The sequence below is a fragment of the Photorhabdus akhurstii genome (assembly GCF_019090985.1).
Lineage (GTDB): Bacteria > Pseudomonadota > Gammaproteobacteria > Enterobacterales > Enterobacteriaceae > Photorhabdus > Photorhabdus akhurstii.
The window spans coordinates 1,575,566-1,590,905 of the sequence record NZ_CP020335.1 but is presented as its reverse complement, the minus strand read 5'-3'; the positions used below and the strand labels follow the sequence as shown (position 1 = coordinate 1,590,905).

The 15,340-nt window shown below is 43.5% G+C and carries 4 protein-coding genes; 3 read left to right on the top strand and 1 reads right to left on the bottom strand.

Translation table 11 applies throughout. The annotated features are described in order from the left end of the window. The first annotated feature begins 324 nt into the window (after window positions 1–324). From B0X70_RS25035 to B0X70_RS25910, 3 genes are all read left to right on the top strand, one after another. Complete coding sequence (locus B0X70_RS25035; RefSeq protein WP_246593460.1) at window positions 325–804, top strand: hypothetical protein; 480 nt, start codon at window positions 325–327, stop codon at window positions 802–804. A 253-nt stretch (window positions 805–1,057) separates the two neighbouring features. After that, window positions 1,058–1,522 carry a DUF3916 domain-containing protein gene (locus B0X70_RS06765; protein WP_217471176.1) on the top strand — a complete coding sequence of 155 codons (465 nt, stop codon included), beginning with the start codon at window positions 1,058–1,060 and terminating at the stop codon, window positions 1,520–1,522. Window positions 1,523–1,829: 307 nt separating this feature from the next. Continuing rightward, the gene (locus tag B0X70_RS25910; protein ID WP_217471691.1) at window positions 1,830–2,306 is read left to right on the top strand and encodes a DUF2569 domain-containing protein; all 477 of its coding nucleotides are present in this window, start codon (window positions 1,830–1,832) and stop codon (window positions 2,304–2,306) included. 295 nt (window positions 2,307–2,601) lie between these two features. Here the strand turns inward: B0X70_RS25910 and rtxA are convergent, their stop codons facing one another. After that, window positions 2,602–14,847, bottom strand: coding sequence for an MARTX multifunctional-autoprocessing repeats-in-toxin holotoxin RtxA (rtxA, locus tag B0X70_RS06755; protein WP_217471175.1), 12,246 nt, complete (start codon window positions 14,845–14,847; stop codon window positions 2,602–2,604). Window positions 14,848–15,340: the final 493 nt, after the last annotated feature.

Below are 15,340 nucleotides of genomic sequence, written 5' to 3'. Positions count from 1 at the left end.
TCTGTTATTTTGCACAATTATTATGATTATGGTGGTCTTATCAGGATGCCTGTGTGCTGCGATTTTAGTTTATTTGAAAAACGAAACATTCATCTTTAGTTGGCATGATGATGTTGTTTTTTCAGTAAAAAAAGGGGTAGTAATAGGTATACCGACTGGAATAGGAATCTGGATCTTATCCCGTTTGAAAGGAAATCGTGAGAATTAAGACGCCACCATCTGATCGATGACCGGACCAACTTTGGCTATTGTACAAAGGTTTTTACATTTGTTGTAGACAACAACCACCTAAGTGTGGAGAAGAATCAATCACGCAGAGAGGAATTGGTTAATTGCCAGGGTGATGCCAGTTGCCGTTCTGCCGTTAGGGATAAATATCGGCAGGAATATGACAAGGTTCAGGAGCGGATAGCAACGTGTTCAGGGGCTGACCAGTGCGTTGCCGTTGCCAAAGAGCTGCGGGCATTGCAAGGTGACTACAGTGCTCGGATAGGCGAGATTCAGGAAAAAGCCAGAATGCAGGGGCTGGATTCCCTCACGCCGGCAGAAGTAAGGGAATGGGCAGATTTACGTGGTGCCATGTCAAATATTGACTCATCACGGAATTTGGTGCTCCATCGTGCCCAAGTCACCGGCGGCTCAGAAGAAACCACCCAAGAAATCGTGAAGATTATGGGGCAAACGGGGATTGCTGCGTCTGCGGGGGTTGCCAGAGGATCAGTAAGGCTGGAGCAAAAAGCGGTGGAGATGTTGGAAAAGGCAAGCAATCGTATCAACCGAATCAGGGGGCTATTGGTAATATGAAAGAATTTCTTACTCAACCCGGTTTTGGTACTCAAATAAAAAATAGTACACAAAAAATCAGCCAAATATATCAGGGGCAGAGTGTTTATAAAGCCGATAACAATATTGGAAAGGTGATCAGCTATATCTTGATGGTCAACATAAAAACCATTTTCAGGTTTTTGATAATAAAGGGAAATTTAAGGCTGTCTTAAACTTGGATGGTACGGTAAACCAGACCAAAACTGATGCTGCTAAAGGAAGGAAATTATAAATGTCTATGCGTAGAATAGCGTTGAGCAATAAAAAATTGCGTGGTATACCACGTAGACTACGTTCATTGAAAATATGGTCCGAGTCATATAGAACCTATTTTCCTGTTATCACTGAAAATGATTATTCTTATGGTTACTGGAATGTGAAAATTCCGGTACATTCAGCATTAGTACAAGGAAAACAGACAAATAAAAACATTCAATCTACTTGTGCTCAAGATTTGATAGATGCAGCTTATAACATTTATAAGGCGAAGCCAGACAACATAAATAATATAATAATTACTTGTTCCATTGTATTGCCTGATATGTTTTCAAGTGAATTATGTATATTCACATCTGAGGAATACTTCAATGAACATACACGTAATGGGTATAGTCGGTTTGGTAAAATAACTTTATTGAGTGAACGAAGTTTATGCAAAGAGTGGAACTTACGATTACCCGATGGTTTTCAGAGCTAGGTGTTCTTAGAATAAGTGAAGATGACGAAGGAAAGCCTTATTATTCTGAACACTGGTATATTGGTGAAGTTAACTAAAGCTAAGAATTTATGTTTTAAATATAAATCTCGGCCAACAACGCCGAGATTTTACTTTATATACCAGCTAATTATCCTTTATTAGCCGGCCGGATAATCAACTCAACTGCCCCCGCTCAACGGTGATGTTCACTGCCTACCCGGTGGCAAATCCGGCTTCTTACAGCCAGTTGCCTTAAGGTGCAAGCTGGGATGCTGGCTGTAATAGTGGGTCATACCATGCGTTCAATATAGAGCATCCGGATATAGCCTGCTTTAATACCAGTACCGTATGTGAAGATAAAGAACTGAGTGGCATTGGCGGATTTCTTTATTTACCCGCAATAAATGTTATCTTTGCAATATTTAGCTCTTTATTTAATTCATATAAAACAATGACAATCTTAAACTCTGGTTATGATTTTCTAGGTGAATTACGTATCCTTATAGGATTTGAGTTTATCTGTTTTACAATTATTTTTGGAGTTGCACTTTATACATCTATTCTCTTCTTTAGAAAAAAGAATAAAACACCTTTATTTTACATTATCCTGTTAGTTTTTACTTTATTATTTATCATCACCGATTTAGCATTGGCTCATTATGTATATGAAATAAAACTGGATTATAATTATCTTTTCTTGTTTTTTAGAACTGTATTTTATGCATGTATATGGGTGCCTTACTTTATTATATCTATTCGAGTTAAAAGGACATTTATAAAGTAATGATTAAAATTAAACTATTTTTCAAATAACATTCAATAAGAGTAGGTGGATTTTTTGTAACTCATATTTATTCGAAAAATATAACAGTCAAAATTACCCCGACTTTGTGAGTTATTCACAAAAATCAGGTAATTTAAATCATGTCTTCATTAAAGTCTGAGTCCTGTATTTTACTGTACTCAGACTATTTAATTTCTACTTGATTCTTAAGCGTTCAGCGAATGGGCGATTACGATGGCCCACCTATTCAGGTGAGCCATTTTTGCTGTTATTACTTAGCGTTATAGCAAGTTAATCAGGCAAATTTCCCCTTGCCAATTGTGGTATCTGCCCAGGCTGTCGTAATAGCCACTTTTTCCCTGCTGTCCAGCCCTTCGATAAAACCGTTATCACCGGCTGTTGGGGCAAAATTGCTCATTGCCTGAATCAAGGTGTCAACCGCATGGTCTGAAAGTGCCGTAAATTCACGCTCTCCTGATGCATTTTTACGCCCCATCTGCGTCACTAATTTGGCTCGGTTACCATTAAAGTAATGACTAAAGGTGACTGAACCCACTGATTCAAACAGGCTCTGAGCGGTTTTATCCTGAGTACGGCGATTCACGGATAACACGAGATCGTATCCACTGCGTTGGAACCACAGGTTTTGCCAGTCAATATCGTTAAAGATAATCATATCTTCTGCGTTGATATCATTAACCTGATTATCAATCACTTTGCTACTGACCACAAAGCTGTCTACCCCCGCACCACCCTGGAAATGGTTCTGATATCCCCCCAAAACCAGTAGATCTTGACCATCACCGCCGTCAAACTGGCTGAATTTCGAAATTGTAGCCGCTATCAGGTGGTCATCACCTTCTCCACCATTAATCACCGCGTGATAGCCCATCAGTTTAATTACATCGTCACCCGTGTTGCCATCGATTCGGTTGTCATTACCAAATACCCTGCCAAAGTCATTGCCTTCACCTAGCTCAATCCGGTTGTTATTACCGATAGTTACGGCATAATCCTGACCTTCCCCGGTATCCACCTGATTGTAGTTACCGGAGGTGACAACGTAGTCTTGCCCGTTACCGGCATCAATCAAGCCACCTTCGCCAAAAACAAATGTCTGATCATTCCCTTCCCCCATGAACACATGGTTAATGCGTCCGGCTACCACTGCGGTATCATCGCCATTACCGCCAAACATCCAGTTTTCACGCCCCATCAGAACGCCCAGATCATCACCTTCTCCACCAGTAAAGATGTTGGAGGTGCCGATTGAGTAATAAACATCATCACCACGTCCTCCCCAGAAGTTGTTGTTATCGCCCAAATAAGCACCGAGATCTTTACCGTCTCCGCCCCAGTTGAAGTTGTAGTTCCCCAACGATATATGGATATCGCTATCTCCTTGCAGATGACCGCTGTTACGCAAGAAATCAAACGTTTTTTGCTCCATATTGAGCAGATCTGCGGTTAGATTCTCTTTCAGATTGGTCACTAACGATTTCATCTCTTGTTGTTTATCTTTGCTGAATATCGTCGCAAACAAGTTAGGTAAGTTCAGCGAATTAAAGCCCAATGCACGCTCAGGTTTGTTATTAGTCTGAATATTCCCACTGTTGATGGCGCCCGGTACGCTTTTTTCCCGATTTTCATCAGGCGCTTTCTCTTTCAGTCCATGACTGACAAGAAATGATTCAATACCATCGGCACTCATATCGGCACGCTGTTTCAAACCATCAATCAATTTATCCGGATCAGTGAAGACACGTAGTTGCTCACCACCAAACTTGTGAATAACTTCCAGCATCTCTCGCAAAATAGCCTGGCCATCAACCGGCTTACCAGTACGAGCAACAATCTGTCCGTCCTGAGTGTAATCCACACCAAAAATATCCGCTAAAGTGGTATCTGCATTCACACTGGATAACCGACCAAGCAGTTTGTTTTTAAGCTGACGCGGTAAGTCCTGTAGATTGTAAGTAAATGTTGTCTTCGCCAGACCCGTCGTTGAATATTGCTGCGTCATCAGACCAAACAGAGAACCTAAGTTGGTATCCAGAATCGATTGAATATGGTCGCCGAACATAAAGTTCCAGCTACCAGTCGTAACCTGAATGTCCGCCCCCTGACCACCTACCGCAAAATTGAAAGCCAGTTTCTCATTAGCTTGACGAAATTTATCCGCACGGCTCATTTTACTGGTATCAATATTGTTGCCGTGACCACTTAACCATTGGTGGTATTTTTTGTTCAATGCCGCTTCTGTGTCACTTTTCAAACCACGGCTACTGCGCTCAAGCTGCGAATCCAGATCAACCAAAGTCTTGTAATCCACGCTGCTGGTTTGGTCTAAACCAGACATGTCCAGCACAAATTTTTTCGCGCCAGATAGCGTCCACTGTTGATTCTGCGCCGCCAACCAATCCCACTCTTCGCCGGAATGAGCAATAGATTTCAGTACACCGGTAATACGAGCAGCGCCATCAAATGGGTTAACTAACGGCGGCGTAGGGATGGATTTATCCATCATGACAATCAAGTCATTACTGCGACCTTGGTTGAAGCTGACGTTACGGTTGCCAATAAACATCTGCGCCCCTTCAAATGCCTGATACCCCCCCAGATTAACGCTGTGCTTACTGTCACCATTCCCAATATGAACCATCACATTGTTGTCGCCAAAGGCCAGTGACTTAAAGCCACCAGTACCTACTTTGATACTTACATTCGATGTTCCCCAGTTGATCGCGGTAAATTCACCGTCGCCCACGTTTACCTGTATATTCCCGGCGTAATTCAGCGATTGATCCGATTGAGGATTTGAACCGAGCGCTATCCTGTTTTTGCGCTTCCCTGGCGCGGTGAAAATATCATGGTTATTCGCAATTGCCCCTTTGGTCACTGAATCAGCTTCTGTGTACCCCACTTTGGCAAGGTTGATATCGCTTTCAGCCACGCCACGACGCAATTTTTCTGTTGTAGTCGTTAGCTCACCCTGTTCATTCCAGCGTAACACCAGTTTGTTATCGTTCAACTTGTTAACCCACTGATTATTTTTATCACGGGTAAATTTACGACCTGTTGCATCAACTGCCACTTCACTACGACGCGCTGAAACATCACTACGGATGCCCTGTTTATCTAAAGCGGCAATAAAACGATAGGCAAAACCATTCCGTTTATCATCACTAATCAGTGAACAACCCACGATGCTGATACGATCTGGTTTCCCTGCCTGGTTAAAGTTCTGACTGAACTGTTTTAGTTTTATTGCCAATTCATCAGCACTATAACCACTTAAGCGAGTGTTATTTTGTGCCGATTCGTTACGGCCGTGACCAACAATCTGCCAACGTAATTTGCCTGATAATCTGGCAGGATCTCCATAAATGACATGATATTTGCCATCAGCATCAAGTTTAACCACTACGCTGGATTCTGGGTGTTTACCCGCCAGATTGATCGCTGCTTTTGCTACAATCGGGTCATTTTCCATTTGAATAATGATCTGGCTACCAAAACGTGTCCCACGATTGTCACTCTTTTGCAGCGAATTCTTCACCACAGCCCGATTTTTATTTTGAGAGCCGGAGAGCGTCGATACAATCCTATCAGCATATTGGCTCATTAAAGCACCGCTCTCGACATGACCATAAAAGGTTTGTTCACCCGATACGCGATAACCAGAAGCGGTCAATCTTGCACGCAGTTTTTCCCCCTCATGCCCTAAACCTTGATTGTCGGTTAACAACATGATCGGCGTATTGATAGGCAAGCCTTTGAGGTTTTTTTCCACTGAAAATTGCCCATTCATCGCTTTTGCCAATGCCCCAATTATGCCGCCAGGGTTTGGTATGTCATGGGCGGTTATGGTTTTAGTCATACTCGATATTGGCCTGTCGAGTAACAGCCCTGACACCGCTTGATTATTTTGCGCCGCATATCGGGCAAGATCAGCCGCCACCGGCCCACCGACGGAATAACCATGAATGATAATATTACCCGGCTTAATACCTCGATCTTGCACCAAGTAGCGAAACATCGTCCGGGCATCCTGATAGAATCCTTGTTCACCGGGGCTACCATCACTACCACCATAGCCGCGCATGTTGATAGCCAGCATATCAATGCCCTGATTTTGATAGTGGCTTTGGATATCATAAGCTTGCTCTTCCGCAGATAAACCTGAGCCATGAAGGAAAAGTACGACTTTTTTCTCTGCTGTTGTCGAAGCATCACCTGATTCTATGTCACCCTGATGATAATATCCGGTTAAACGCCCTTCCTCGCCTTTCAGGGTGATTTTGCTTGATTTGCCGTTAGCAATCTCATCATTAAGCATGGCCTGTGTTTCATCACTGATATGGCGACGATCTTCTTTAAAACCATGCAGTTCGTTGTTAAAGAATCGGGTCACTGGGTTTAAAGAGGCTTCATCCTGTGGAGAGGTACCATCATCCTCAATTAATACTGACTCTGACGCTCCATTTCCGCCCAATAACGACTGTAATCTTTCCACCAGAGAACCGCTCTGTTCTCTCTCAGAGGTATTTTCTCGATAAAGGTGTTGAGTTTTCTCAAATGCACTATTCAATGCCTGATTTATCCATAGTTTTCCTTTATCCCCGGCGATATCCATCAGATCCCTATAACTGGCGGTGTAGTTTTGCAGTACCTGCCTACGATTATCACCAGTCTTCTGCAACGCTTTGTAAACTACCAAACTTTCATTAACCGAATGACCACCATCAAATACCAGAAACACCAAAGTATTAAGATATGCCTGCTCCTGCGAGAAAGCGGGATCTTGACTAGCAATATAGTTATTAAGATGAACCATGATATTGGTCGATCCAGATGCCCCCGTCACCACGGAATGCCCTTGTGCCAGTGCGTTACGCTCAAGCGTTGTTTCCCGCCCAGGCGTCAGCACTCTGCCTGCCGCCACCTTTCTGCCATACAGAAAATCTTCATATTGATCACCGGATGGCTGGTAAGGCAGTGCAATACCATAATCGTTAGTTTTCTGTTCAGTTAACTTCACTTTATAGGTAACATCCGCCATATTCGTTAACTTACTACTGGTGGAACGCGCCTTATAGATCTCATCCCGATAGAAAATGTCCGCTTCCGCCTTCCATTGAGATAAATGTAATCCCATGCCATCAGTGAGCGACATTTTTACTGCCAGAAATGGAATTTTGATCATTTCAAAGCCGTTATCCACCTTGGTCATCATGATTTTAAAGTTATCAAAGGTCGGTTTTTGCAGGAATGCGGTCAGTTCAGGCACCCGACTGAACCAAGGACGAATATCCTTTTTAATTTTTTCGGCGAACGCTTGCATCCTGATAGCAATCTGTCCGTCGCTGACGGCTGAGTCAGAAGTACTTTGCATATACAGCTCAAATTCCTGCACCAGAAACTGACCTATCCGCCTGGAGGTGGCTATCGCATCCGGTGATGCGGTTTTTACCAATGTATGCGCTAGCTCAGAATCAAAACGACGGCCAAATAAGTTGTCTATATATTGGGTGGTCGACTTTTCTCTGTGCGCGTCAGCCTGTAATGACAGTGCCAAAGCATGTAATTTAGGATATGCCTGTAACTGGTTGACAGCATCATCAAACAACCGGATGGTTTCTTGCGATGTGACTTGCCCGGTGAGCCAAAGTTCCCTAGCCCGTTTGATCAAAGGCCCCGCTTCCGGGATATTCTCAGCGTCTAATCGGCTCATGAAAACAATGAGGCTTTCACTTTCAGTCTTAGGCGCCTCCCGTTCCGCCGTTGAGTTCTTTCGAGTTAAAGGTGTAATTTTCCATTTAATAAGTTGATTAATTTCGTCTGGGGTGACGCTACCTTTCAAACCGACAATACGTCCGGTTCCATCAAATATAACTCGCTGCTTAAGATGTTCAGCATGTTGAGGCGCCACGGTGATCCCAAGGACGCCAGCGGATTCGGCTCGCTGGGCTTGCAAGTGCTCCATCATCCGGCCCATCCTAAAACGGATTAAGTTCACTTGACTGACGCGCAGAGCAAATTCTTTTGGGTTACGCTGTTGCCAATGTGAAAGTGCCTGCTCAAACTGCAACACATGCTCTTCATCAAAATGGCTCATCGTTTTATAGAAAATATCACGTACAGCAACCAGCGCTTTACTAAGCTGCCTTTTCCTCCCCAATGTTCGCACATTAGGATTGATAAATAACTTATTCCCCTCTTTCAATAAATTAAATTTTGCACTTTCAAATATTGCGGAATCTTTCTGCTCTACCTTGACATCATTCCCCAACGATTCCAGATTAATGCCTGAAATCCGTGGTATTTTTCTGACAAACTTATCTGAACTGTTCGATGTTGGCATTACCATATCGTCAGATTGTACTTTGTTGTCAGATCGTGCTTTGACCAACTTTGAAGTAGTTAAAACGCCGGTATTTTCCGCGCGGATACCGGCATTTATCTGTAGACGATCAACCGCTAGTTTGGCGCCATCCAGCGCTTGTAACTCTTCTTCGGTCAATCCCTTGTAGAATCTTTTTTCAGCTTTCAGTATTAATTCGGGATCAACATAGCTACCGGTTTCCCCTGCTCCTGTCGATTCGTAGGCATTGCCAGACAAACCACTGCCACCGGCACCGGTACGATCAGGTTTGGAATCACTCTGTTTTGCCCTTCTGGCATCTTCTTGTACCTGAGCAATCTTATTTTCAGCCGCTGCAATATCACGTTTACCCCGATATTTCGCCCCCTGATAGGCGATATTTGCGTCATTTTCCGCTTCTTCGGCCCGTTGTTGCTGCAATAATGCCTCTTCTTTCCTTAACGCGGCTTTTTCCTGAGCCTCTGCAATGTCTTGTTTTGCACTGGCATGGTGCTGTTCACTTTGTGCTACGCCGACCTCGGATTTCGCAACCGCTTCTTTTACTTGTTGTTGATTATCCGTAATAGACCGTTGAGCATTAGCTAATTTTTTCTGAGTAATAAATTTGGTGTAATTCAACTCATCCTGGGCACGGCTCAAAAATTGGGAAGCAAACTGATTGCGCCACTGATCACCTGATTGGCCGCTATAGTTGGAATAGTCATCAAGCGCCTCCAAACCTTGCGTCATGGAAATCAGTTTGTCAGTTTCTTCCTGCGCTTCTGCTTCTATCGCGTTACGCTGTGCCAGCCCATTTCGGCTAAGTGCTTCCTGATCGGTTAATTCCAATTGGGATTGAGATTTTGCAATCGCTGCCAGTTGTTTCTCTTTTTCCTGTTCTAACAGTTGGCGATCTTTTTCTGCTTTTTCTTTATCGTTTAACGCATTTTGCGCCGCTTTATCCTGATTCACATGTTCAGTAATAATATTGGCTTGTGGTGAGCTCTCAGATTTTGCAATAACGTTATCCAAAATATAGCCTACGCCATCACTCAAACCGGTCCCTTTAAACTCAATTCGATTACTGCCTGCTTTTGCTATCAGCTCTAGTGTTTTATTTTGCCATTTCGCTGCATCGCCAAAAGTCGAGAATACAAGTTTGCCGTTCCAGAAAACATCCATACCATTGTCGGCTGAGTAAGAATCGGGACGATTAGCAAAATCAAAGCCTAACGAAATCACCTCTCCCTCAAAACGATTTTGCAGGTCCTGATAAATAGCGGTGTTTTTATCAACATCAAGTTCACTAACTCGTTCGCCATAACGGGTATTATTAGGTCCGTCAGTACTCACTGGGCTATATGCCGCAATATCATTGGTTGATTGCCAATCTAATTTACTTTGCTTAAAGTCGTCATTGACAATCAGTGACGTCTCAGATTTCACAACGATATTGTCTAAGATGTAACTAAATCCATCATCCTGTCCTGTACCTTTAAACTCAATCCGATTAGTACCCGCTTCTGCCATTAAATCGAGTTTTTGAGTGTGCCATATAGTTCGCTGCCCAGAAGTTGAGAATACCTGCTTACCATTCCACAACACCTTTATTCGATTGTTATTCAGATCATTACCCATCATTTCTGAATGACTCATAAAATCAAAAGTCAGTGAAACTACTTCTCCTTCAGACAAATTTTGTAATTCCTGCCAAATTACGGTGTTTTTATCAACATCAAATTTACTGACTCGTTCACCATTACCAGTATTATCAAGACCATAAACACTTGCCGGGTTATATGCCTCCATATCATTGGTTGATTGCCATCCCAACTCACCTTGTTCAAAGTCACCATTGACGAGCAGATTTTCATTCTGATCCGACTCCGATCTCGTTTTTTGACTCAAAGCACCTTCTATTGAACTGACGTCAGGCGTTTCCACGGCTGTTATAGCGCCATTGAGACGATGGTTTAAATCTGAACTTATCGGCGCGATTTCATCCATCTGAAAGCCATCAATGGCAGAGACTTCCGCTACATTAATCGCACCTCTGCCTTTATGGGCGCCAGACGTGTTAACTTCCTCTCCGTGAACCAGGTAATTGATCGCCTGACTGCCTCCCACTCCGAGTACAGTTTGTTTGATATTGTCGAAGAAAGAAGCAAGCTTGTTGCTTTCTGTATTACTCGATGCAACAGCCAAGCTGTAAAAATCACCATTACCAATCTTAACCACTGCGTTATTACGTGCATAAGAGGCATTGATACACAGACCATCACCAACATAAATATTGGCATTACCTTTACCCTTCATGACAGCAATATTAAGGCCATCCCCAACTTTGGTATTGACGTTATATTTCCCCCACGCCACGTTAACCGAAACACCATTACCTACGTGAGTGTTAATGTTAGCGTCACCATGAGCAGCAGTGATATTTAAGCCATTGCCTACTGTCGTCGTGACGTTAGCTTTCCCTTTTGCCGCCGTCACCTGCATACCATCACCCACTTTGGTGATGACATTGCCTTCACTCCATAAGGCGTTAAAGCTGTCGCCCTTACCTACTTGGGTGACAATGTTAGCCTTACCTTTAGCCAGCACCACATTACGTCCATCTCCTACCCTGGTGATAACGTTGGCTTTGCCCCAAGCGCCAGTGTAATCATCGCCGTTACCCACATGGGTAATGAGATTGGCATCCCCCTGAACCACCGTGATTTCTTGTCCAGTCCCCACTTTGGTAATGAGATTAGCTTTCCCTTTCGCGAAATTGTAACGGTCGCCATTTCCCACTTGAGTCAGGATATTCGCCTCACCCCAAGCTGCATTTACCCCGGTACCGTCTCCGATTTTGGTCATCAGATTGGCTTTACCTTTGGCAAACCCCACCGTTGTGCCATCGCCAACATGAGTCATCACATTACCCACATCGGAAATAAGCAGACCGACCGTGGTTCCGTCGCCTACTTTGGTCAGAATATTGCCTTTGCCAAGCAGTACTCCTGCGGTTGTCGAATCACCGATATGCGTAACAACGTTCGCTTTCGCCGCCGCAACCACCCCCATAAAATCATTACCCACTTTGGTGACAATATTGGCCTCACCCAGTGCTAACACGCCGGTTAAACCATCCCCGACATGGGTCATAATATTGGCTTTACCAAACATGGCCGCCAGTGTCGTACCCTTACCGACTTTGGTCATCACGTTCAGTTCACCGGCAAACAAACCGATACTGGCGCCATCACCCACATGCGAATAGATATTGGCTTTCCCGATCATTAAAGCGGCGGTCAGATCGTTACCGACTTTGGTCAGCACATTGGCGCCTCCAATCATGGCCGCGAAGGTATTGCCATCCCCGACATGGGTAAAGATATTGGCTTTGCCGACCATCGCCGCCAGAGTCATGCCATGACCCACTTTCGTGGCGATATTGCCCTTCGCCAGCATCAGCGCAACAGTTGTACCATCCCCAATATGAGTAAACACATTGCCTGCGGCTACCATTAATGCCAGCGCATGACCGTCACCCACTTTGGTAAAGACGTTCACTGCGCCGCCCATTAACGCCCATGCATCCCCTTTGCCGACATGGGTAAACAGGTTGCCCGCGCCAATCATGGCGGCAATCGATGTACCATTCCCGACTTTGGTGAAGATATTGCCTGCCGCAGCCATCACGCCCAGTGTCAAACCGTCGCCAACATGAGTCAACACGTTGCCGACGCCGAACATGATGCCGGTCGTGTCACCCTTGCCGACTTTGGTTAAGATATTAGCGCCACCGAGCATAACACCCGTGGTATTGCCGTCACCGATATGCGTGAGAACATTCGCGCCACCGCCCATTACCGCCAGCGCATTGCCTTTTCCCTTCTTGGTTAAGATGTTGGCGCCGCCCAACGCAATGGCGTTGGTGTCGGCCGTTTCGCTCTCATCACTGAGATGGGTGATAATATTGGCGCCGCCGAACATACCGGCAACCAGATCTCCCGCACCGAGTTTAGTCAGTACGTTAGCACCGCCCAAAAGTACAGAGGAGATATCCCCGGTTCCCGCCTGAGTGATGACGTTAAAACCACCCGCACCGAACCAGTTGCCATTGCCATTACCGATTTGGGTATGGGTGTTGTACCCGCCCAACATCAGCACCCGGCTGCTACCGTTGCCTTTGTGGATTGAGATATTGCCATAAGCCAGAAGATGAGCCAGATATCGCCCATCCCCGACACGCACAACAACATTTGCTGCGCCGCCGGCATAAATATCCATTTCTCCATGCTGGCTTTGGTGAACCAGAACATTAGCTAACCCCGCACCACGGAACGATAGATTGCCCTCTTCACCGTTTTTCACAATGACATTAGCACCACCGCCCCCTTCAAAATAGGTATTACCGAATGTTGAACTGTGCAAAATAATGTTAGCTGCCCCCGCTCCGGTAAAATTAATATTACCGTGCGTGATATTGGACGTAATAATGTTTCCACCACCCGCACCGTTGAAATAAATATTACCGGAGCTATTACCGCCATTTCTTGACGATTTAATAAGATCTTGCTCAGAATAACCTTCAAGATCAGTCAAACGATCAGCAATATCATCTATTACATTTAAATCATAGTGAAGCTGACTTAACGTATAACCAGCCCCTATTGATTGATAACCACCAGGATAGGAAAAACTTTCATCTGCTAAACGATCAGTATGGTCACCTGTTTTATACCAAGATTTTGCAATATATTTCAGCTTCCCTGTTTCATAATCATTCGCCAACTTAACCTCAACCACTTTGGTATAAGGAGCCAGAAATGTTGCATATACATAAGTATTCGGTTGTTCGTTTGATTTTACCGGAGAGACATCTATTTTCAGTCCATTAGAAGAGATCGCATATCCTCCTATTTTGGCCCTGCCCAGTGTGACATCTTCCGCCTTAATGTTGGCGCCGCCAGTATAATTTACCCATTTATCGGTTAATAATACCTCCTCAACACCTTGTATCGTGGTTTCTTGTCGATATATAAGATTAATATTGCCAAGCGTAATAGCACCTTCCCATTTAACCGGGATAAATCCATTATTTACATTGATATTTTCTTTGGCAATATCCTTAAGATGATTACCTTCCTTATACCAAGAAGTGGCATAATAACGGAGCTTACCAGTATCAGGATCATTTTGCAGCCGTACAGCTACAACTTTAGTATTAACATTATTGGCAAAAGCAAAGAGATAAGTATCAGGCTCTACTGCGGATTTAATTGCTTTAACTTGCTGAGGTTGTTGAATCCAGCTTCCCTCCATTGTTGCTGATGTCATAACAATATCTTTAGCCTGAGCAAATTCTATTTCATTTTCCGTACCTGCCCGGGTAATTTCATTATAAGCCCCTGCGCCCGTAAAATGAATATTACCGTGTGCGACATCAGAATAGAGTTTGTTATAACCACCCGCGCCTTCAAAAGTAATATCGCCCTGCGTCTGTCCATACCCATCTTCACTGTGGCGTATACGTTCAATACGATTCACGGCCCCCGCTCCGTGCAAGGTAATATCCCCTTCTCTACCTCTACGTACAACATGATTATCAGCACCAACACCATTCAAAATGATGTCACCGCTTTCTATCCGCGAATCGATACTATTTGCAGCGCCTGCACCATTAAATGTCACATCTCCTTGAGTGCCTTCATAATGATTATACCAAGTACGGTCAATTTTATTAGCCGCTCCTGCACCGGCAAAATAGACATCTCCCTGATCAGTTTCATGCCATAATTTATTGTATCCGCCAGCGCCTTTAAAACTTATATCTCCAGATAAACCTTTACGAGCCAGTTTGTTATAACCAGCAGTACCCGAATAATATAAATCTCCCGTTTCACCCGTGTGATCAATAAAAGCCGCACCTGATGCGCCGGCAAATGACAGACCGCCATTTCCCGTTTTGCTAATACCGGTATAACCTGATGCTCCCTTTACTGAAAGTTTACCAGTTGTATGGTATACATCTACTTTTAATGAACCAACCGTAACATCATCATCTCCGCCATAAGCATAAACTTCACCACCGACACCAATAGCAGTAATACTGTTGCCGTCATTATCGTCGTAATATTTTCCAGTAAAGAAGTACTCGGTACTTCTATTTGATGATTTTCCCATAAATAGCCCTTTAATTTATTATTGAGGTTAAGCAGAAAACCACTGCACCTAACGGATAGGGCAGTTATTTTGAATATTCAAGTTCTCATCTTCTGAATTTTTAATAGCAGAAAATTAAATAAAGGATAAAACCGCTATTAAAATTAACATCAGATATTGTTTACACGAATTTATCAGACATACTTTTTCCCAAAAGTAATTTATTAATAAAACGGATATAACAAGAAAAACACCTAGTTCAGAAAAGTTTCAATTTGATGCATTTACAAACACCTTAAAACAAATCCATTGAATGAGATAAATAAAAAATTCAAAAAAATCGTTAACGCAGATATTTTTTCTGCGATAATATTGAAAATACAGACAAGATAATAAAGCAATGACTAAACTAAGATATAAAATTTTATCAATTACGATCAATTATTTTATTCCATTTCCATAAATAACCACACAGATTATAACGATTAAAACAATATAAGTAAATGAGATAATA

Excerpts from the sequence above, each read along its gene's own strand:
- B0X70_RS06765 (WP_217471176.1), top strand. The coding sequence starts at position 1,058 with ATGTCTATGCGTAGAATAGCGTTGAGCAATAAAAAATTGCGTGGTATA.
- rtxA (WP_217471175.1), bottom strand. The coding sequence starts at position 14,847 with ATGGGAAAATCATCAAATAGAAGTACCGAGTACTTCTTTACTGGAAAA.